The 20,217-nt window shown below is 72.9% G+C and carries 22 protein-coding genes; 9 read left to right on the top strand and 13 right to left on the bottom strand.

Annotation, left to right across the window (positions count from 1 at the left end; genetic code table 11):
- Positions 1-59: 59 nt before the first annotated feature.
- Both ASL10_RS01865 and ASL10_RS01860 read right to left on the bottom strand, forming a co-directional pair.
- The gene (locus ASL10_RS01865; protein WP_200922553.1) at positions 60-1,940 is read right to left on the bottom strand and encodes a DEAD/DEAH box helicase; all 1,881 of its coding nucleotides are present in this window, start codon (positions 1,938-1,940) and stop codon (positions 60-62) included.
- A 444-nt stretch (positions 1,941-2,384) separates the two neighbouring features.
- Positions 2,385-2,795 (bottom strand): hypothetical protein, encoded by a 411-nt coding sequence (locus ASL10_RS01860; protein WP_056043750.1) that lies wholly within the window; start codon positions 2,793-2,795, stop codon positions 2,385-2,387.
- 146 nt (positions 2,796-2,941) lie between these two features.
- Between ASL10_RS01860 and ASL10_RS01855 the strand changes: the two genes are divergently transcribed.
- Entirely contained in the window at positions 2,942-3,274 is a 333-nt protein-coding gene (locus tag ASL10_RS01855) for a hypothetical protein (protein WP_157485181.1), read from the top strand.
- Between the two features lie 115 nt (positions 3,275-3,389).
- On the opposite strand, the gene ASL10_RS01850 is transcribed toward ASL10_RS01855, so the two are convergent.
- On the bottom strand, positions 3,390-3,989 hold the full coding sequence (locus ASL10_RS01850; protein WP_056044537.1) for a DUF1684 domain-containing protein: 600 nt from the start codon (positions 3,987-3,989) through the stop codon (positions 3,390-3,392).
- A gap of 251 nt (positions 3,990-4,240) precedes the next feature.
- Here ASL10_RS01850 and ASL10_RS01845 point away from each other — a divergent pair, with 251 nt between their 5' ends.
- A complete protein-coding gene (locus ASL10_RS01845) occupies positions 4,241-4,744 on the top strand; it encodes a nucleoside deaminase (RefSeq protein ID WP_056043744.1) in 504 nt (167 codons plus the stop codon).
- A 151-nt stretch (positions 4,745-4,895) separates the two neighbouring features.
- Here ASL10_RS01845 and ASL10_RS01840 read toward each other — a convergent pair whose 3' ends face one another.
- Positions 4,896-5,384: a hypothetical protein gene (locus ASL10_RS01840; protein WP_056043741.1), complete on the bottom strand. Its 489-nt coding sequence runs from the start codon at positions 5,382-5,384 to the stop codon at positions 4,896-4,898.
- Between the two features lie 87 nt (positions 5,385-5,471).
- Between ASL10_RS01840 and ASL10_RS01835 the strand changes: the two genes are divergently transcribed.
- On the top strand, positions 5,472-6,065 hold the full coding sequence (locus tag ASL10_RS01835) for a hypothetical protein (RefSeq protein ID WP_056043738.1): 594 nt from the start codon (positions 5,472-5,474) through the stop codon (positions 6,063-6,065).
- Positions 6,066-6,113: 48 nt separating this feature from the next.
- Positions 6,114-6,419: a DUF427 domain-containing protein gene (locus ASL10_RS01830; protein ID WP_056043735.1), complete on the top strand. Its 306-nt coding sequence runs from the start codon at positions 6,114-6,116 to the stop codon at positions 6,417-6,419.
- 227 nt (positions 6,420-6,646) lie between these two features.
- Here the strand turns inward: ASL10_RS01830 and ASL10_RS01825 are convergent, their stop codons facing one another.
- The 8 genes from ASL10_RS01825 to ASL10_RS01790 form a co-directional block, all read right to left on the bottom strand.
- Positions 6,647-7,291 carry a CGNR zinc finger domain-containing protein gene (locus ASL10_RS01825; RefSeq protein WP_056043732.1) on the bottom strand — a complete coding sequence of 215 codons (645 nt, stop codon included), beginning with the start codon at positions 7,289-7,291 and terminating at the stop codon, positions 6,647-6,649.
- Positions 7,292-7,364: 73 nt separating this feature from the next.
- Positions 7,365-7,820 carry a SprT-like domain-containing protein gene (locus ASL10_RS01820; RefSeq protein ID WP_056043729.1) on the bottom strand — a complete coding sequence of 152 codons (456 nt, stop codon included), beginning with the start codon at positions 7,818-7,820 and terminating at the stop codon, positions 7,365-7,367.
- Positions 7,821-7,841: 21 nt separating this feature from the next.
- On the bottom strand, positions 7,842-9,098 hold the full coding sequence (locus tag ASL10_RS01815; protein WP_056043726.1) for a hypothetical protein: 1,257 nt from the start codon (positions 9,096-9,098) through the stop codon (positions 7,842-7,844).
- Positions 9,099-9,250: 152 nt separating this feature from the next.
- Positions 9,251-10,459, bottom strand: coding sequence for a sorbosone dehydrogenase family protein (locus ASL10_RS01810; RefSeq protein ID WP_056043724.1), 1,209 nt, complete (start codon positions 10,457-10,459; stop codon positions 9,251-9,253).
- A 175-nt stretch (positions 10,460-10,634) separates the two neighbouring features.
- Complete coding sequence (locus tag ASL10_RS01805; RefSeq protein WP_056043721.1) at positions 10,635-11,039, bottom strand: flagellar assembly protein FliW; 405 nt, start codon at positions 11,037-11,039, stop codon at positions 10,635-10,637.
- Positions 11,036-11,920 carry a flagellar hook-associated protein FlgL gene (gene flgL / locus ASL10_RS01800; protein WP_056043718.1) on the bottom strand — a complete coding sequence of 295 codons (885 nt, stop codon included), beginning with the start codon at positions 11,918-11,920 and terminating at the stop codon, positions 11,036-11,038. The genes ASL10_RS01805 and flgL overlap by 4 nt, the downstream gene beginning before the upstream one ends.
- 3 nt (positions 11,921-11,923) lie before the next feature.
- Positions 11,924-13,348, bottom strand: a complete 1,425-nt coding sequence (flgK, locus tag ASL10_RS01795) for a flagellar hook-associated protein FlgK (RefSeq protein WP_369794352.1) — start codon at positions 13,346-13,348, stop codon at positions 11,924-11,926.
- Between the two features lies 1 nt (position 13,349).
- Entirely contained in the window at positions 13,350-13,853 is a 504-nt protein-coding gene (locus ASL10_RS01790) for a flagellar protein FlgN (RefSeq protein ID WP_056043714.1), read from the bottom strand.
- A 469-nt stretch (positions 13,854-14,322) separates the two neighbouring features.
- On the opposite strand from ASL10_RS01790, the gene ASL10_RS01785 reads away from it, so the two are divergent.
- The 5 genes from ASL10_RS01785 to ASL10_RS01765 all read left to right on the top strand — a co-directional run bounded on the left by ASL10_RS01785 (position 14,323) and on the right by ASL10_RS01765 (position 18,494).
- Positions 14,323-15,144 carry a sigma-70 family RNA polymerase sigma factor gene (locus ASL10_RS01785; RefSeq protein ID WP_056043710.1) on the top strand — a complete coding sequence of 274 codons (822 nt, stop codon included), beginning with the start codon at positions 14,323-14,325 and terminating at the stop codon, positions 15,142-15,144.
- Positions 15,145-15,260: 116 nt separating this feature from the next.
- On the top strand, positions 15,261-16,118 hold the full coding sequence (locus ASL10_RS01780; protein WP_055975183.1) for a flagellin: 858 nt from the start codon (positions 15,261-15,263) through the stop codon (positions 16,116-16,118).
- A 186-nt stretch (positions 16,119-16,304) separates the two neighbouring features.
- The gene (gene fliD / locus ASL10_RS01775) at positions 16,305-17,693 is read left to right on the top strand and encodes a flagellar filament capping protein FliD (protein ID WP_056043708.1); all 1,389 of its coding nucleotides are present in this window, start codon (positions 16,305-16,307) and stop codon (positions 17,691-17,693) included.
- The gene (fliS, locus tag ASL10_RS01770) at positions 17,693-18,169 is read left to right on the top strand and encodes a flagellar export chaperone FliS (RefSeq protein ID WP_082460066.1); all 477 of its coding nucleotides are present in this window, start codon (positions 17,693-17,695) and stop codon (positions 18,167-18,169) included. The genes fliD and fliS overlap by 1 nt, the downstream gene beginning before the upstream one ends.
- A complete protein-coding gene (locus tag ASL10_RS01765) occupies positions 18,159-18,494 on the top strand; it encodes a hypothetical protein (RefSeq protein WP_056043705.1) in 336 nt (111 codons plus the stop codon). The genes fliS and ASL10_RS01765 overlap by 11 nt, the downstream gene beginning before the upstream one ends.
- A gap of 30 nt (positions 18,495-18,524) precedes the next feature.
- Here ASL10_RS01765 and ASL10_RS01760 read toward each other — a convergent pair whose 3' ends face one another.
- A complete protein-coding gene (locus ASL10_RS01760; protein ID WP_056043702.1) occupies positions 18,525-20,054 on the bottom strand; it encodes a CitMHS family transporter in 1,530 nt (509 codons plus the stop codon).
- Positions 20,055-20,217 lie beyond the last annotated feature (163 nt).

Below are 20,217 nucleotides of genomic sequence, written 5' to 3'. Positions count from 1 at the left end.
CGTGACACCCTCGGATCAGAGGGTGTCACGCCGGTTCGGGGGTGTGGCAGCGGGTCGGGTCAGCGACCGCCGCGCTGGCCGCCGCCGGTGCGGGCCTTGCCGCCCACGAGGCCGCCGACCTTGAGCGAGCCGGGACGGCCGCCCTCGGACGAGGCGCGTCGTCCGCCGCTGCGCTGGCCGCCGTCACGCTGGCCGCCCTCGCGCGAGCCGCCGAGCGACGCGGCGAACTCGGCCTGGTCGTTGCGGACGGCGTTGGTGCGGCTCTGGCCGCCGTCGCTCTGGGTGCCGCTGCTCTGGGCGCGGCGACCGGTCTGGCGGGTGCCACGGGTCTCGTCGCGAGCACCGTCGCGCGTGCCACGGGCGTCGTCGCGGACGGGCGTGGACGAACCGCGGCCCGACTCGGTCGAGTAGAAGGTCGAGGCGCCACCGCGGGGAGCGGCGTCGCGGCGGGCGCCGTCGCGGCCACCCTGGCGGCCGCCGTCACGCGAGCCACCCGAACGACCGGCACCGGCACCGGCGCGACCGGCGTCGGAACCGCGACCCGCGCCTCCTTGGCTGGGGCGACCCGAACGGTCCTGGCGGGCGATGGGGTTGCCCTGCGAGTCCTGACGGGCGGCGCGCTTGCGCTGGGCGTTCGCGCCCTGCGAGCGTCCGCCGCCACCCTGCTGCTGCTGGACGGCAGCCTTGGGCGAGGGCTTGACGTAGGCCGCGACCTCACCGACGAGGGCGTCGACCTCGGGCGAGTTCGGCGTCACGGCGGTGATGGTCGGGCGGATGTCCGCCTTCTTCATCAGCTGGGCGACGTCGCGCTTCTGGCTGGGGATGACGAGGGTGACGACGTCGCCCTCGGCTCCGGCGCGGGCGGTGCGGCCCGAGCGGTGCAGGTACGCCTTGTGCTCGGTCGGCGGGTCGACGTGGATGACCAGCTCGATGTCGTCGACGTGCACGCCACGGGCGGCGACGTCGGTGGCGACGAGCACGCGGGCCGAACCGTCCTGGAAGGCGGCGAGGTTGCGGTCGCGCTGCGGCTGCGACAGGTTGCCGTGCAGGTCGACCGAGGGGATGCCCGACTCGGTGAGCTTCTTGGCGAGCTTCTTCGCGTGGTGCTTGGTGCGCATGAAGAGGATGCGACGGCCCTGGCCGCTCGCGAGCTTCTGGATGAGCGCGTTCTTGCTGTCGACGTCGGGCGTCTCGAAGACGTGGTGGGTCATCTTGGCGACGGGCGAGTTGGCCTCGTCGACCGAGTGCAGCACCTCGTTGTGGAGGAACTGCTTGACCAGCTTGTCCACGCCGTTGTCGAGGGTGGCGCTGAAGAGGAGGCGCTGGCCGTCGTTCGGGGTGGCCTTGAGGATGCGCGTGACGCCGGGCAGGAAGCCCAGGTCGGCCATGTGGTCGGCCTCGTCGAGCACGGTAATCTCGATCGCGTCGAGCTTGACGAAGCCCTGCTTCATGAGGTCTTCGAGGCGGCCGGGGCAGGCGATGATGATGTCGACGCCGGCCTTGAGGGCCTGCACCTGACGGTTCTGCGAGACGCCGCCGAAGATCGTGGTGGTGCGCATGCCGTAGGCCTCGGCGAGCGGCGCGAGCACGGCGTCGATCTGCGTGGCGAGCTCGCGGGTGGGGGCGAGGACGAGGCCGAGGGGGCGTCCGGCGCGGCGGTTGCCGCCGGCCAGCTTGCCGCCGAGGCGTGCGGCCATGGGGATCGAGAAGGCGAGGGTCTTGCCCGAGCCGGTCTTGCCGCGGCCGAGGACGTCGCGGCCGCCGAGCGTGTCGGGCAGGGTGTCGACCTGGATCGGGAACGCGGTGGTCTTGCCCTCCGCGGCGAGGGACTTCACGATCGGGGCGGGCACGCCCAGCGAGCTGAAGGTGACGGCGTCGGCCGTCTCGTCGACGCTTGTGGCGCCGGTGGTGTTCTCGGTGTCGAGGGTGTTCGTTGACATGTGGTGCACCTTTCGGGGCATCGGTGTCGAGCCGGGCCGAGGCTGCCTGGCCGCCTGCTGGTGAGGAGGCACGTCGGGGACGTGCTCGCACGAGGGCGGGGCAGTGCCGGGAGGACGGCTGTCGTAGCCGGGCTCGAGGTGTGGCGACGGTGCAGGTGTGCACGATCGTTTCGCCGCAGAGTGAGCTTCGCGCGCCTGCTGGTCTGCCTGGGTGTGTGCCAGGACGGAGAGGCGGTGAGGGGCGTGCTACGACGCAGGGAGCCGATCGGGCCGGCTCGCAAGTGACCCCAGCCTAGCGGCTGGCGCCGGAAAACGCGACGGGTGTGGTGTGCACGGCCGTGCGGGGCGCCGCGTGGCGGCGCCGGGGACGAGCCGAGGAGGCGCGGGTCGGCCCCTCGGGACGCCTCGCCCCCACCGCGCCTCCTGACCTCCGACGACCGTCCGCTACGAGAACAGGCGCCGGATGGCCTTGCCCAGCGCCGTGCGTCGGCGGTGCCAGCCGTGGGCCTCGAGGGTGCGCTTGACCGGGCCGACGACCTTCGCCGAGTTGAACGTGTACGAGCCGCTGACCGAGCCGCGCTGCCGCTCGACGCCGATCTCGGACCTCTTGTACTCGGAGGTCTCGGGGATCAGGGTGATGCGCAGACGGTACGACTGCTCCCGGCTGCCGAACGGCCCCGACGCCTTGTCGTAGACCCAGGTGAAGACGATGCGTCCGCCCTCGATGCTCGTGCTGAAGGGATGCTCGGGTCGCGAGCCGAGGTCGAGCAGCGCCTGCGTCACGACCTCTGGGCTCGACGGGCTCGACGGGCTCGACGGGCTCGACGGGGTGGTGGGCGGCGTCGTCGGGGTCATGATCCGACGCTAGTCGACGTGCGCGCGAGGATCGACCTGTCGTTCTACCGGCCGGACGACGTGGTTGGCTACACGTCGGGGGCGCGAGGGCCGCGGCTCCGGGGGCACGCACCGCGGTCTCCGCCTCGTCCGGAAGGTCTGCACCCATGCGCACATCGACAGTCGTCTCGAGCGTGATCACCGCCTCCGTCCTCGCGACGGCCCTGGTCGGATGCACCGCCTCGGCCTCGATCGACCGGACCGTGTCGTCCAGCGCCTTCGCCACCACGGTCGCCGACGCCCTCGAGAAGGAGGTCGGCACCCGCCCCGACGTCGACTGTGGCGACGACGCGGTCTCCGTCGTCGACCAGGCGGAGGTGCACTGCGACGTCAGGACCCCGGGCTCCGACGTCGTCTACGACTCGGTCTCGGTGATCAGCACGGACGGCGGTGACGACTACGGCGTCGCGGTGGAGGTCGACTCCGAGCCGAAGGGCTAGGCGCAGACCAGCCCGCGGGGTTTGAGCGGTGCGCGCGTCCGCTCGCGGGGCTGGAGCGGTGCGCGCGTCCGCCCGCCGGGATCGAGCGGTGCGCGCGTCCGCCTGCGGGCCCCGATCAGTGCGCGCGCCCGTACCGTTCGCCGACGGGGATCTCGACCGCGACCGTGTTGCCGGGCTGGGCGAGCGGGCAGGCCCAGGCGGGGTCGTAGGCGCAGCTGGGGTTGTACGCGAAGTTGAAGTCGAGCACGATCGTGCCGGGTTCGCCGCCGGTGCCGAGGTCGGCGCCCTTGACCGAGTCGATCAGGTAGCGCCCTCCGCCGTAGGTGCCGCCGGGCTTGCCCGCCAGCGCGTCCTTGACCGGGATGAACAGGCCGCCGGCGTACTGCGCCAGCTTCCACACGTCGAGGCTGCCGACGCCGGGCACGTCGGCCACGCCGACGAGGTCGAAGAGCACGTCGCCGTCGGTGCCGGTCTCGACCACCATGCGTCGCGGTTCGGCCGGCTCGACCGACACCTCGAAGCGCCAGGCCGGGTCGTACGGCTTCGTCGGCAGGCCGGTGAAGTCGGGGCGGTCCTCGGGCAGCAGCGGGGTCGAGGGGTGCGTCGAGAACAGCTCGTCGCGGGTGCGTCGCCACAGGTCGTGCGCCGCCGCCAGGTCGGTCGCCTCGCGCACGTCGCGGTAGAGCCCGTGGATCGTCCGCCGCCACGAGGCGATGTCGAGCGCTCCCTGGGCGGGCGTCGGGGCGGAGCGGTCGTCGGCGTCGGCCGTGGCCTCGGCAGAGGCGTCGACGCCGGTGTCGGCGGTGGTCTCACCGGTGGACGAGGAGGCGCGGGTCGGGTCGGTCACCTCTGCCACCGTACGCAGGCGGTCGCCCCGCCGCCCGTGGCCCGCTCACAGGCAGGTCGCCCGTCCACAGCTCGCCGTCCCGGCCGCGGCGGACGGTGCTCCCTGGCTACGCTCGCCCCATGACGACCGACACCACGACTCCCGACCCCACCGTCACCCCGGCCGACCTGGCGCGGTTGCACCGCGCGATCGAGGTCGCGCAGCAGGCTCGCGACCACGGCAACCATCCCTTCGGTTCCCTGGTGCTCACGGCCGACGGAGACGTGGTCGAGGCCGAGAACACGGTCGTCACCGAGGGCGACCCGACGGGCCACGCCGAGATGAACCTCGTCCGGCTCGTCGCGCAGCGGTTCGACAAGTCGACGCTCAAGGCCGCGACCCTCTACACGAGCACCGAACCGTGCGCGATGTGTGCCGGAGCGATCCACTGGGCCGGCATCGGCCGGGTCGTCTACGCGCTCGCCGAACAGCAGTTGCTCGGCATGGTCACCGAGCAGGAGGGCGAGTCGACGCTCGACCTGCCCTGCCGCGAGGTCTTCGCTCGTGGGGGAGGCGCGGTGTCGGTGTCGGGACCGGCCCTCCTCGACGAGGCCTCGGCCGTGCACGCCGGCTTCTGGGCCTGACGCGGAGCGGTCGACCTGCGACGGCCGACCCGCGACGGCCAGCCCGGCACGGTCGACCTGCCACGGCCGACCCGCGACGGCCAGCCCGGCACGGTCGACCTGCGACGGCCGACCCGCGACGGCCAAGAGCCGCTGCGGACCGCGGCGCGGGTCAGACGTGCTTCGGGTGGGTCGACGCCCCGCGCCAGGTCGGGGCGAGCGCCTTCATCCGCAGGGCGCGCCACTGCCAGGTCGCCCAGAGCCCGGGCCAGAGCACGAGGCCCAGCGCCCCGGCGTGGAACTCGAGGCGGTCGCGCAACAGCGTGTGGCCCGGACCGTCCGGCACGACGGCCATCCGGTGGTTGATGCGCATGCGGGCGAACTGGCCGCTCGTGCCACGCCCGGTGTCTCGCTGGATCCACGCACCGTCGCGTTCGTGCCAGTCGAGGTCGACGTGCGTGCTGCCGAGCGGCAGGACGCCGAGGATGCTCGCCGACACCGGGTGCGCCTCCTCGGTCCAGCGGTCGGGGAAGCCCGACGGCGACTCGGACCGGTAGACCACCAGCGGCTTCGTCACGGCGACCATGACCCGAGGGTCGCGCAGGGCGTCGGTCGCGACATCGACGGGGCAGGCGAGGCGGAGCTTGAGCTGCACGTGCATGCTCCGATCCAACTCCCGCCGCCTGATCGCACGTCACGTCGCGTCACGCACGGGCGGCGTCCGAGTGCGGCTGCCTACGCTGGTCGGATGAGTCCGCACGGCCAGCAGAAGTACCAGGTGAGGTTCGACCACGGCGTGGCCGGAGCCGCCCGCATCGCCCCGGGCGCGCACGTCGTCGTCGTGGTCGACGTGCTCGACGGGCACGGCACGCTGACGCGGGACGAGACCGTGCGCGTCGTCGCCGGTCTGCCCGAGGTCGCGAGCGGGGCCGACGTCTTGGTCGTCACCGGCGCCGGGGCGGCGCCCGAGGTGGCCCGGCACGTGGTCGAGCGTCAGGCCCGACGGGGCGACCGTGCCCTCGTGGCGATCGTCGCCGCGGGGGCGGTCGAGGCGGACGGGTTCCGGCCCGCCATCGAGGACCAGCTCGCCGCCGGGGCGGTGGTCGACGCGCTCGCCGCGGTCGGCATCGACTTCTCGTCCCCCGAGGCCGCCGTCGCCTGCGCCGCCTCCGGGGCGCTCGCCCGGGCCTCGTCGCACCTGCTGACGGCCTCGGCCTCGGCGGCCGAGCTGGTCGCCACCGACCGGGGCGACGTGGTCGACGCGGCTCGCGCCTCCTCGTCCTCCGCCCTCGCCGTCGTGGCCCCGTCGGGCTCCCGAGGGGAATTCACCCCCTCGGCGTAGCGTTGCGGCCAGAGCGACCCGAACGTCGCCCCGACCTCAGGAGGAACCATGAAGGCAGTGCTCACCGACGGAACCGTCGTCGCCGAGGCCCCGAGGGACGAGCTGATCTCGATCGAGGGCAACTGGTACTTCCCGCCCGCGAGCGTGAACTCCGACCTGCTGACCGAGAGCCCCACCCAGTACCACTGCCCGTGGAAGGGCGACACGCAGTACTTCAGCGTCACGTCGGGCGACGACCTGCTGCAGGACCGTGCCTGGAGCTACCCGACCCCGATCCCGACCTCGTTCGACCGCGTCGGCAAGGACTACTCGGGCTACGTCGCCTTCTGGAAGGACGTCTCGGTCGTCGACTGACCTACCGTCGCCTCCGTGCGCGATGCGGCCCCAGCCGGGGCGGCATCGCTCACCCCGCCACGTACTCGACAACCCGCCACCGAATCGCGTGGCGGGTTGTCCAGTTCGTGGCGGGGAGAGGGGCAGGGAGCGATCGTGGGCGGCAGGTCGGGGCGGCAAGTCGAAGCGGTGGCCGAGCGGGGCGGCCCGGCGACCGGAGCGCACGAAAGGCCTGCGCGGCTCCCTGCTCAGGCGCGGGCGGCGCGGGCCCGGTGCGCCCGGACCTTGGCCCGGTTGCCGCACCGCTGCATCGAGCACCAGCGGCGGCTGCCCGCGCGCGACTCGTCGAAGAAGACGAGCCCGCACGACTCGTTCGTGCACCGACGGAGGCGCGAGTCCGCTCCGCCGACGAAGCCGACGGCCGTGAAGAGGGTCACCGCGTCGCGCGCGACCGACGCCATCGCCTGCCCGAGCCGCAGGCGCCCGGCCCCGGCCTGGCGTCGTCCGCCCTCGAGCGACGGCGGGACGTCGGGCAGGGCCGCGAACAGGTTGAGGGTGTCGACGTCGTCGGGGTCGGTCGAGGTGCCGTCGGCTGCGGCGACCGCGAGCCGGGCGACCGCGTCGCGCAGGCCCCGGGCGTCGGCGAGCTCTCGGTCGCCCGCCGAGCCCGCGATGCCGTCGAAGCGCTCGCCGATCCAGTCGTCGAGGTCGGCGGGCAGCAGGAGGCCGTCCCAGGGGGGCGACCCGTCGGCGGGCAGGTCGAGGCCCGACTCCGGGCCGAAGCGCGACCCGGCACGGAACCCGCCGAGGTACGCGAAGTCGAGGCTGAGCGCGCCCGAGTCGAAGAACCACCGGGTGTCGGTGTCGGATCTGAGCCACTGTCCGGTCTGCACCTGACCACCCTAACCGGTTACGCGCCTCCTGACGGCCCTCGTTCCGCCCGGACCCGCCCCGGGAGGCGCGGTGTCAGACCGCGCGCTTCGTCCAGGTGATGAGGTGGGCCGGGTCGTACCGCCGCGAGCACTTCCCGCAGGCGAGTGGTCGCGCCGGTTGACGGTAGCGGTAGTGCTCGTGCCCCGCCGGACAGACCCCGACCCACGGGGCGAGCTCGCTGGCGATGGCTCCGTCGTGCAGGCGCGAGCCGACGTAGCCCAGGTCGGTGGCGACGGCCTTCCACCGGGGACCGTGACCGGCGCGGGAGCCGGCGAGGGCGTGGGCGACCTCGTGGAGCAGCACCTGGTGGATCTCGTCGTCGTCGTAGCGGCCGGCGAGGTGCCGCGAGACCGTGATGCGCTTGGTCGTGTAGTTGCACAGGCCCGCGCGCGTCTTGGCGTTGTCGAAGCCGAAGGTCCACACGGCGGGGTCGAGGTGCAGGTCGATGAGCGCGGCGGCCCAGCGCCGCACCCGGTCGAGGTCGGCCACGTCGAGGTCAGGAGGCGCGGGTCAGCGCCGCGGGAACGGCCAGGTGGTGGGCTCGTCGTCGCGCGGGAGGCCGTCCACCACGCCGGTCACGCCGGTGCCGCCCGTGCGGGGTCGCTCCCCGGTACGGCCCTCGTCGGCGCCGCGACGCTCGGCGTCGCCCCGCCGCTCGGCGTCGAACTCGTCGGAGTCGCGGTCGCGGTGACCCGCGGCACGCTCGGCGAGGTGGCTGATCTTGCCCCAGAGCCCACCGTCGCGTGGTGCGGCCGGAGCCGTCGCGGCGACCTTCTCGGCGCGGGCGGCGGCGGCCTCGGCCACCGGCGACGCGGCGGCCTCGTCGGGCATGGACTCGGGGTCGAAGCTGATCGCGGCGGTGCGCGCGGCGTCCATGGGCTGGCGGGCGGGGACGACGTCGGCCCCTGCGTCCTCGCCGGAGGCCGCGGCCGCGGTGCCCGCGGGCACCTCCGGAGCAGAAGCCGGGGCGGGAGCGGACGCCGGCGTCGACGTGGGCGCACCACCGTAGAGCGAGGCGATGCCGTCGAAGCGGGGCACCTGGGTCCGGCCCTGGGATCGGGCCGGGGCAGGGGCCGACGTCGGCGACGCGGTCAGGGGCTGGAGCGGCACCGGGTTCGTGTCACCCACGGCCGGGGCCTCGAGTCGTGGCTGCGGGCCGGTGTCGCTGAGGTAGGCGCGCATGACGCCCTCGATCGCGACGCGCAGGCCGTTCGTCCGGTCGCGCGGGGCACCGGACGCCTCGTACGCCTCGAGCGCCTTGGCCAGGGTCTCGCGCGCCTCTTCGTTGCGGCCCAGGTCGTAGAGCGTGTAGCCCTCGAGCTCGGCGGCGGCGGCCTCGAGCTCGCGCCATTCTTCGGTGGCGGCCGTGATGCGGCTGGTGTGCAGGTCGTTCAGTGCACGGTCGAGCTTGCCCTGCTCGCGGAAGATGTGGGCCCGTCGGATGCGGGCCGCCGTCGAGTCGGCCCGGTCGCCGGTGAAGTGCGCCAGACGGAACGCCTCTTCGGCGATGGCCAGGGCTTCGTCGAGGCGGCCGAGCAGGCGCAGCAGATCGGCGCGCTCGCCGAGGGCGGCGGTGCTGCGGCTCTGGCCCAGGGCGGCAAGGCGGGCCTCGGCGACGGGCACGTCGACGGCCGTGCGCAGGCTGACGGGGTCGAAGCCGCCGGCACCACCGGTCCCGCGCACGACGGGCGCGGCGAACCCCGGCGGCACGGTCTGGGGGCGGGCGCTGCCGGGTGCTGTCGTGTCGGGTCGGTCGTGCTGGCTCATCGAGTACGAGGGTAACCGCCCGGCCCCCGAACAGGCCGCGCGGCGCGCAGCGTGTGAGCGAGTGTCGGGGTCGGTGTGCGGAACCCGACCCGCGCCTCCTGGGGCCGGCGTACGGAACCCGGCCCGCGCCTCCTCCGGTGGCGCCCGCCGGGTCAGGGGGCCGGGGTGAGGGGGACGCTGACGATGCGGTCGTCGCCGGCGCTCGGCGTGCCTCGCCCGTCGGTGTTGTTCGTCACGAGCCAGAGGGTGCCGTCGGGACCGGGCAGGACGTCGCGGATGCGGCCGAGCGACCGGTCGCCGGCGAAGAGTTCGGTCGGCACGGCCTCGGAGCCGGGCGCCACCTGGATCTCGAACAGCTTCTCGCCGCCGAGCCCGGCCAGGTAGAGCGTCGTGCCGACCGCCGTGAGGCCGCTCGGGCTGGCGTCGTCGGTCGACCACTGCAGCACCGGGTCCGCGAAGCCCGCGACGTCGCCGCGCCCCTCGACGTCCGGCCAGCCGTAGTTCGCCCCGGGCTCGAGGGCGTTGAGCTCGTCGTAGGTGTTCTGTCCGAACTCGGCCGCCCAGGCGGCGCCGGTGGCGTCCCAGGCGATTCCCTGCGGGTTGCGGTGGCCGAGCGAGTAGACGAGCGACCCGGGTTCGGGGTTGTCGTCGGGCACGCCGCCGATCGCGGTCGCACGCAGCACCTTTCCGCCGAGCGAGCCGGGGTCCTGGGCGTTCGGCCGCTGGTTCGCGTCGCCCGTCGTCACGTACAGGGCCCCGTCCGGGCCGAACGCGATGCGGCCGCCGTCGTGGTTGCTCGCCCTGGGGATGCCCGTGATCACCGTCTCCTGCTCGCCCAGGCCGTACGAGCCGATCTCACCCGTGATCGGCGCGCGCACCACGCGGTTGTCGTCGGCGGTCGTGGCGTAGGCGTAGAGGTACGACGGCGACCCCGCGAGCACGGCCAGGCCGAGTAGCCCGCCCTCGCCCTCGTGCACGACCCCGCCGATGGTGCCGGCCTCGCGGGTGCTGCCGTCGGCGAGCAGTTCGAGCACGGTGCCGGTGTCGCGCAGGCTGACGAACGACGACCCGGTGTCGAGTCGCACGACCGACCAGGGGGCGGCCAGGTCCGTGGCGACGTCGGTCGTCACGGCGTCGGCCGCGACGGTGACGGCCGTCGCGTCGGTGGTCGGCGCGACCGGGCCGGGTCCGGCGGCGGCCGTCGGGTCGGTCGGGGTCTCGGACGCCGGACGCGTGGCGGCCGGACCGCCCGAGCCCGGGGCGTCGTCCCCGGTGGAGCAGCCGACGAGCAGGACGGCGGTGACCGCCGCCATCGTGCCGACGGCGAACCGGTGCCGTGTGGTGCGGGGTGTCGTGATCATGATCGCGCCTCCTGCGTCCCAGGCAAGCCGATGGGCGCGACGGCCGCATCGGTCGTCACCACACCGTGACCGCCTTCGCAGCCCGTGCCCAGCCGAGGGGCGAGCCGGTGCCCAGCCGAGGGGCGAACCCGTACCCAGCCGACGGGCGACCCGGTGCCCGACCGCCGGCAGGTGGCTACGCGCGGGGGCTCAGCTCGGCGCGCAGCGGCCAGTCCTGGCCTTCGAGGATCAACTGGGCGCCCGCTCCGGTGCGCACGTTCACCACGATCGGCGCGAGCAGGTTGACCGTCATGCCGGTCGACGCGGGGGTCGCGACGACGAGCAGCAGGGCGTCGGCGGCGTCCTGCAGGTCGAGGGTGGCGGACTGGTCGTCCGACACGACGGGCGAGTAGTCGGGCAGGTGCACCGACGCGTCGAGCACGAACAGTCGCACCTCGGACCCGTTCGCCCGCAGGGCGAAGAGCCCGTGGGCGCCGTCGATGCGCTCGAGCGAGAAGTCGGTGAGCGGCTCGAGACCGAACGGAGGCGCGACGAAGGTCACGACGGAGCCCGCGACCTCGCGGGCGGCGTTCGCGCTCATCGGAGGAAGTCCATCAGCGTGGGCTGCAGCACCTTGGCGGTGACCGCGAGGGCCGCCTGGTACGAGGTGTTCTGCATCTGCAGGTCGAGCACGGCCTCGCCGAGATCGAGGTCCATGATGCCGGCGCGCTGCGCCTCCAGCGTGGTCTTGGTGTCCAAGAGGGTGTCCTCGGCTCTCAGGATCTGGGACTGTCGTGCCCCGATGTCGGACTGTACGCCGCGCACGGCCGTCAACCGGGCGTCGACCTCGGTGAGCCGCGTGCCGACGTTGACGCCGGCCCGCAGGTCGGTGGCGATGCGGTCGAGCATGCTGAAGACCGAGTCGGCGCCGGTGCCGAAGGCGGCGGCTCCGTCGGCGTCGACGCGCACGTCGGTCTCGACGCCGATCTGGCGGGTGACCGAGGAGCCCGGGGTGCCGGTGTAGCTGAAGTCGGGGCGGAAGGCGACGCCCGCGTCCGACGTGCCGGCGAAGACGCTGCGGCCGTTGTACGAGGTGTTCGCCACGGCGAGCAGGTCGGCCTTGAGGCCGTCGATCTCGGTCGCGATGGCGTCGAGGGCGGGTTGCGACAACGCACCGGTGTTGGCGCCCTGCACCGTGAGGTCGCGCACCTTCTTGAGCACGTCGTCGGTGGACGACAGCGCCGAGTCGGCCAGCGAGAGCCACCCGTTGCCGTCGCCGACGTTACGCGAGAACTGCACGTTGGCCGCCTGCTCGGCCTTGACCCGCAGGGCGTCCGCCGTGCCGGCCGGATCGTCCGACGGCTTCGAGATGCGGTCGAGGCTCGCGGCCCGCTGCTGGGCCTGGTCGACCCGGTACGAGCTGGTCTGCAGGTTGCGCTGCGCGGTGAGCATCGCCATCTGGTTCGTGGTGCGGGTGATCATCGGTTACCTCCCGACCCGTCCCATGCCGTTGATCAACGTGTCGAGCATCTCGTCGATCGCGGTCATGACGCGGGCCGCGCCCTGGTAGGCGTGCTGATAGGTGAGCAGGTTGACGTTCTCCTCGTCGAGGCTGACCCCGGCGGTCGAGAGCTGGCGCCCCTTGGCGGACGTCGCCGCGAGGTCGGTGAGGGTCGAGCGGTCGGCCTCGGTGCGGGCCGTGGCCCCGATCGTGCTGACGATCGAGCCCCAGGCGCGGTCGGGCGATCCGGTCGAGAGTCCGATCCGGCCGACGGCGCGGGCGATCGACCCGTCGAGGGCGCCTCCCGTGCCGTTGCCCGACGCGATGGTCGAGGCGCCGGTCGGCAGCACGGTGAGGCCGCGCGCGGCGGGCACCCCGGCGGTGAGGGCGAAGAAGTCGTGGCCCGTGGTGCCGTCGGCGGTCGTGCCGGTCGCGTGCACGGCGTTCACCTGGCTGGCGAGCTGGGTCGCGAGGGCGTCGTAGCTCGCGGCGGCCTCGGCCAGCACCCCGCCGGTGCCGCCGGGCGCGGCCGGGGCGAGCACCGACAGCGAACCGGCGATGCTGCCGCCGTCGAGCGAGATCGGGTCGCCGGCGCGGTGGGTCCACTCGAGCGAGACCCCCGAGGAGGCGGTGGCCAGCGTGTAGTCGCCGGTCACCTTCACCTGGCGGGCCGAGTCGCCCGACACCAGGGCGTTGCCGCCGACCAGGACGTCGACCGTGCCGTCCGCGTTGTCGCGCACCGTGCCTCCGGCGAGCGTCGCGATCTTCTCGGTCAGTGCCGAGCGGGCGTCCACCAGTTCGTTGGTGCTGACGCCCTGCTGGGTCGCGGTGCGGATGCGCACGTTGAGGTCGGCCACCTGGGTCGCGGCCGAGTTGAGCTGCGAGGCGAGGCCGTCGAGCTGCTGACGCTGCGAGGTCCACTGGTCGTCGACGGCCTTGTAGCCGGTCGAGAGGGTCTGGGCGATCGTGTTCGCCTGGCCGAGCAGGACGGCCGCGGGGGCCGCGGCCGAGGGGTCGTTCGACACGTCCTGCCAGGCGGACCAGAACTTCGTCAGCTGCGAGGCGATGCCGGTCGTGCTGGGCTCGTTCAGGGACGACTCGAGGGCGGCCGTGACCGACGCCCGCACGCCCTGGTAGCCGGCTGCCCCGGCGGCGCCGCGGACCTGGGCGTCGGCGAACCGGTCGCTGATGCGGGCGATGCCGTCGACCGACACGCCCTGTCCGGGCTGGACGCCGTTCGAGAACACGCCCACGCGCGCGGCCGCCTCGATCGAGGACTGCGTGACCCGTTGCCGCGTGTAGCCCTCGGTGTTGACGTTGGCGATGTTCTGGCCGACCACGTCGAGCCCGGTGCGGGCCGCGGTCAGCCCGCGGTAGGCGGTGGCCAGGCTGCCGAAGGTGCTCACCACGTCAGAGCCGCCCGTCGAAGAGGTGACCGCCGGAGGCGCTGGCCGAGCTCGCGTGACCGGTCTGGCCCGTCGCGTCGTACGTCGCGGTCGCGGGGCCCGTGGACGCGGTGGCCAGGGTCTCCTGCGTGGCGCGGGCGGCGGCCCGCAGGAAGCGTTCGTTCTCGTCGCGCAGCTGGGCGATGCGCCCGGTCAGCTCGGTCATGGCGCGGAGGTGGGCGGTGAAGATCTCGCCCCACGGGCCGGAGGGTGCCGCGGAGATGATCTCGCGCAGGGGGGCCTCCTCGTCGGTGCCCCACTCGCGGGCGACGGCCGACACCTCGACGCTGCGCTCGAGCCCCGCGGAACGGAGGCGACCGAGCACCTGCTCGACCTCGCGCGTGGCGTGGTCGACCCAGCGGCTGCGGCCCGCGGTGAGCAGCAGTTGCTCCTCCTCGAGCTTGAAGGTCAGCAGCTCGAGCAGCTCGCGCTCTCGCCAGAGCAGCGCGGAGAGTTCGTTCGCGCCCATGGGGGGCCTCCTCGGTCGGTCGCATCGGGGTGTCGGGTTCGTCGTCCGTCGGCGAGGAGTGCCCGGCGTCCTCTGCACCGGTGACTATCGGCGGAGGCGCGGGGCCCGTTAGTCATCGGCCCGAACCCTGCACCTAGCCTTAAAGCACCGCTCGGAGGAAGGGGCGTTCCGACCCAGTACGGGGGTGAGGGCACGAGGTGTGTCCCCCGAAGAGATGACGGTCGTTCCCCCGCACTGGGGGCAGTCCCGGCCTGCCGCCGCCCCCCTCCGGCTCGGTAGCGTTGCAGAGCAGCGACGGGCCCCCGACGGGTCGGTCGCCACGCATCATCTGCGGTCCGGACGACGTCTCGTCCGGTGCACCGCGCCTCCTCGGCGAACCCTGTCGACGTGCCCTGATCAGAGGGCCGTTCGTCGCGCCCGGAGTCACGATCACCGGACCACGAGGTCCCCTATCGCACTGGGAGTCGCGATGAACCGCACCGAACGGAACGCCATGGTGGTGGAGAACCTGCCACTGGTCGGCTACCTCGTCTCGGAGGTGTGCGCCCGCGCCACCCACCTGTCGCGTGACGACCTCGCCTCGGTCGGGGCCGTCGCCCTCGTCCAGGCCGCCGACGCCTTCGACCCCACGCTCGGCATCCCGTTCGGCGCCTACGCCCGCACCCGCATCGTCGGCGCGTTCGCCGACGACATGCGCTCGGGGGACTGGGCCAGCCGCGGCACCCGCAAGCGCATCAAGGAGACCCTGGCCGTCCAGGAGGCGCTCACCGCGACCCTGGGACGCGCCCCGAGCGTCGACGAGATCGCCGGTGCCCTCGGCGTCGACCGCCAGACGGCGGCCGGTGCCCTGACCGACGCGGCCCGGACCGTCTCGGCCCTCGACGACACCGTCGCCGACCACCTCGCGGCCGACCTGCCGCTGCCCGAGGAGAACCTGCTCGTCTCGGAGCGCAGCCGCTACGTCGCCGCCGCGGTCGAGGCCCTGCCCGAGCGCATGCGCCTGATCGTCGAGGGCGTCTACTTCGGTGACCGCACGGTCACCGAGATCGCCGACGAGCTCGGCATCACCCACAGCGCCGTCTCGCAGCAGCGCACCGAGGCGGTCCGCCTGCTGCGCGACGCCCTCGAGTCGCACTACGCCGACGACCCCGACGCCGAGTTCACGCCGGTCTCGAAGACCGCGCCGGCCCGCCGCAGCGCCTACCTGTCGCGCGTCGCGACGAACGCCGCCGTCGGCATCGCCCGCGCCATGCGCGAGCCCGACGCCGCCGGCATCAGCACGGCGGTCTGAGATCGCCCGAAAAAACTTCTGCGGCTGACTTACAGCCGCGGTCGACCGGCCGACAGTAGCCGGTGTCAGCCCACGGATGGGCCGACGAACACCACCCAGTCACGGAGGAGAACACCATGGGTATGCAGATCAACACCAACCTCGCGGCCAACAACACGTACCGCAACCTGAACGCCACGCAGAACGACCTGTCGAAGAGCCTCGAGAAGCTCTCGTCGGGCCTCCGCATCAACCGTGCCGCTGACGACGCGGCCGGCCTCGCGATCTCCGAGGGCCTGCGTTCGCAGGTCGGCGGACTGACCGTCGCCGCACGCAACGCCCAGGACGGCATCTCGGTCGTCCAGACCGCTGAAGGTGGCCTCACCGAGGTGCACTCGATCCTCCAGCGCGTCCGCGACCTCGCTGTTCAGGCCGGCAACGACTCGAACAACGAAGACGCCCGCACGGCGATCCAGACCGAGGTCACGGCGCTGTCGAAGGAGCTCACGCGCATCTCGGGCTCGACCAACTTCAACGGCATCAAACTGCTCGACGGTGAGGCCGCGACCGGCGCTGCCGCGGGTACCGGCAAGCTGACCTTCCAGGTCGGTGCCGGTAGCGACGCGGGCAACGACCAGATCGAGATCGACCTGTCGAAGTCCAACGTCGGTACCATCGCCACCGATGTCGCCGCCTTGAAGTTCACGACCTCGGCGGAGGCCCTCACCTCGATCGCGGCAATCGACACGGCCATCAAGGCCGTCTCGACCACCCGTTCCGAGCTGGGTGCCGTCCAGAACCGCTTCGAGCACTCCATCGCGTCGACCAACGTCGCGAAGGAGAACCTCACGGCGGCTCAGTCGCGCATCCGCGACGTGGACATGGCCGAAGAGATGGTCAAGTACACCCGCTCCAACGTGCTCAGCCAGGCCGGCACCGCGATGCTGGCCCAGGCGAACCAGAGCACCCAGGGCGTGCTGTCGCTCCTCCGCTAGTCGTAGCCGAGGAGGGTCCCGTGCTCCCAGCCCGGGCCTGACCCACCACCTCACCGCGGTTCGAGACCGGGTGGCCTCGACGGCGCAGCTGATCCTGCTCCGCCGGGCCACCCGGTCTCAGCACTCCCCCCACTTCGATCTGCCCCACGGTCCGACCCGGACACCCCACCTCGACAGGAGCACCTGATGGCCTCGCTCGGCATCGACGGCCTCGTCAGCGGGCTCGACACGACCACGCTCATCAACACCTTGATGCAGTCCGAGGCCGTGCCCCAGACCATCCTGAAGAACAAGGCCACGGCCGGGCAGACGCTCGTCACGGCCCTTCAGGGGCTCAACACCAAGATCGCCGACCTGGCGACGCTCGCGACCTCGACCGCCAAGGCCGGCTCGCTCTCCCTCTTCACCCCGACCAGCAGCTCGACGGCGGTGACGGCCACCACCGCGGCCGGGGCCGTCTCCGGCTCGGTCGACCTCGTCGTCGGGGCGACCGCCTCGTCCAAGACCGCGGTGACCGCGGCGATGACGGCGTGGCCCGACTCGCCCGCGACGCTCACCTTCGTCTCGGCCGCGGGCACGAGGACCGAGGTGACCGCCGCCTCCTCGTCGCTCGACGACGTCGTCAAGGCCGTCAACTCCTCGGGCGCCGGTGTCTCCGCCGTCAAGGTCGCCTCGGGCAAGGACGCCTCCGGTGCGGTCCAGTACCGCCTCCAGCTGTCGAGCCAGAAGAGCGGCGCCGAGGGTGGCTTCGACGTCTTCCGCGGCACCGCCGCCGACGTGGCCGCCGGGACCGCCCCCGACCTCATCGCCCAGCCCGGCGCCGCCGTGATCTCGCAGGCGCGCGACGCCTCGATCACCCTCTGGGCGGGCACGGCGGCCGAGCAGGTCGTCACGAGCAGCAGCAACACGTTCACCGACGTCCTGCCCGGCGTCTCGGTCACCGTCTCGGCCACGACGACCGAGCCCGTGCACCTCGCGATCGCCCGGGACGCGACGGCCGCGACGAAGGTCGCGACCGACCTGATCGCGGGTGTCAACGGGGCCTTGAGCCTGATCAGCAGTAGGAGTGCCGCGACGACGTCGACCAGCTCCACGGGGACGACGACGGTCACCGCGGGCGTCTTCGGTGGCAACTCGACGACCCGAGGCATCACGCAGCGCCTGACCGACGCTGTGCTCAGCCCGGTCGACGGGCAGTCGCCGAGCACCATCGGCATCTCGATCGACGCCAAGACCGGCCAGTTCGCCGTCGACGCCACGAAGTTCGCCGCAGCCCTCGCCGCCGACCCCGCGAAGGTGCAGGCCACGATGAGTGCCATCGCCGCGCGGGTCGCATCGACCTCGACGTCGGTCTCGGACAGGTTCGACGGGACGCTGACGAAGACCATCACCGGGCAGCAGTCGGTCGTGAAGGACCTCACCAACCGCGTCAGCGAGTGGGACGACCGCCTGGCGGCCCGTCGTGCGGGTCTGCAGAAGACCTACTCGGCCCTCGAGACCTCGCTCAGCGCCCTGACCGCGCAGCAGAAGTACATCTCGAGCCAGCTCGCCACCCTCTCGACGAGCAGCAGCTGATGGACGCCACCTCGTTCGCCGCCTTCGCCGCGGCCTCGGCCGGCCCCTCGGCCGTCGTGCAGAAGCAGCGCGCCCAGTACACGAGCGACGCCGTGCTGTCGGCGACGCCCGTCCAGCTCGTCACGATGCTCTACGACCGCCTCATGCTCGACCTGTCGCGGGCCGAGGCCGCGCAGGTCGCCGCGAACTGGGCCGCCGCCTCCGAGCAGTTGCTGCACGCCCAGGCGATCATCGCCGAGCTGTCGTCGTCGCTCAAGATCGACGTCTGGGACGGCGGCGAGGGCCTGCTCGCCCTGTACACCTACACGTCGACCGCCCTGGTCAACGCCAACGTGCACCGTGACGTCGCGCAGACCCGCGAGGTCGCCGGGCTGCTCGAGCCCCTGCGCCAGGCGTGGCACGAGGCCGCGGCCTCGCTGCAGGCCGGCGCCGCCTCGTCGGTCGCCGGCCTGGCCGGAGGCGTCGGTGTCGCCTAGGACCGAACGGACGCACGCCGCCTGGCGCGCGGCCCTCGACGAGCTGGAGGCGCTGGTCACCGAGGCGGACGCCTCGCTACCCACGGGTGACGGCGACCCCACCGCGCTGCCCACGCCGGCCCGTCGGTGGACGCCGCCCACCGGGCTGGGTCCGCTTCCTCAGGAGTTGGCGACCCGCGCCTCCTCGTTGGCCGAGCGCCAGCGCGACGTCCTCGGCCGCCTCGAGGCCGCCCGGGTCGCCGTGCTGCAGCACCTCGGAGCCGTCCGCACCGTCGAGGCGTCGCACGAGCCCTCGCGCCCGGTCTACCTGGACGCCACCGGCTGACCCCGCCCCGCTGACCCCGCCCGGGTGGCCTCAGCCGAAGGGGATGACCCCGACGACGACGGCGACCACGAGCATGACGACCGAGACGACGGCCGCCCGCCAGAGCACCTTCTTGTGGTGGTCGCCGAGGTTGACGTTCGCCAGGCTGACCAGCAGCAGGATCGCCGGCACGAGCGGGCTCTGCAGGTGCACGGGCTGGCCGATCACCGAGGCGCGCGCCATCTCGACCGGTTCGATGCCGAACGCCGCGGCGCTCTGGGCGAGCACGGGCAGGATGCCGAAGTAGAAGGCGTCGTTGCTCATGAAGAAGGTGAGCGGCAGGCTGAGCAGTCCCGTGATGACGGCCAGGTACGGACCCAGTTCGTTCGGGATCACCTGCACGAGCCACTGCGCCATCGCGTCGACCATGCCCGTCCCGTTGAGCACGCCGATCAGCACGCCGGCGGCGAAGACCATCGAGACGACGCCGACGATGCTCGGCGCGTGGGCGACGATCTCGGCCGACTGCTGCTTGACCTTCGGGAAGTTGATCAGCAGCGCGACCGCGACGCCGACCATGAACACGTAGGCCAGGGGGAAGAGGTCGAGCACGAGCAGCACCATCACCACGACGGTCAGCGCGAAGTTGAACCAGATCAGCCCGGGGCGCAGGGTCTCGCGAGTGGGGTCGAGCATCGTGTCGGCCATCGTGCCGGTCAGGGGCGTGCCGTTCTCGCTGGCGCCGCTGCCGCCGGGGTTGTCGACCGCGCGCTCGCCGGGGGCGTCTGCGCGGCTGCCGTCGGCGCGACCGCCGCGCAGGCCCAGGGCGACCGTGGGGCTGGTGAACATCGAGACGCCGACGCCCGCCTTGCCCGGTCCGCCACCGCGGGCGGCCGTGGCCAGCTCGCGCGACAGGGGCGACATCTTCTCGGCCGCGGCGGCCAGCACCGACCCGCCGAGCTCGACCGTGCCGAGGCGGCGGCGCTCGCGCAGGCCCATCAGCCAGGCGAACACGAACACGATGACGAGGCCCGTGATCAGCGACGGCACGAGGGGCACGAAGATGTCGGACGGCGCGACGTTGAGCGCCGCGGCGGCCCGCACGGTCGGCCCGCCCCACGGGACGATGTTGAGGGTGCCGTTGGCGAGGCCGGCGACGCAGGTCAGCACGACCGGGCTCATGCCGAGCTTGAGGTAGATCGGCAGCATGGCGGCGGTCGTCACGATGAAGGTCGTCGACCCGTCGCCGTCGAGCGAGACGGCCCCGGCCAGCAGGGCCGTGCCGAGCACGATCTTCGCGGGGTCGTTGCCGGTGACGCGGAGGATGAACCGTACGAGCGGGTCGAACAGCCCGACGTCGATCATGAGCCCGAAGTACATGATCGCGAACATCAGCAGCGCCGCGGTCGGGGCCAGGTCGCCGATCGCCTCGATCACCATGTCGCCGATGCCGAGGCCGGCCCCCGCGAACAGGCCGAAGATGGTCGGCACCATGATCAGGGCGAGCATCGGCGAGAGCCGCTTGGTCATGATCAGCACCATGAAGGTGGCGATCATCAGATAACCGAGGATGACGAGCATCTGGACTCCTTCGTCCGGTTCGTGTGTCCGGGCACGCTAGCCGCGCCTCCCGAGCCGCGTCGCGCTTGTGCGCATTGGCCGACTATCGCGCGTTGGCACCGTTCTGCGCGTTCTGCTCACGCCCGGCCTGCCCCCCCCGACCCCACCCCGGCTTGGCACCGCG

The organism is Frigoribacterium sp. Leaf8, assembly GCF_001421165.1.
GTDB lineage: Bacteria > Actinomycetota > Actinomycetes > Actinomycetales > Microbacteriaceae > Frigoribacterium.
This window is presented reverse-complemented; position numbering and strand designations above follow the sequence as displayed.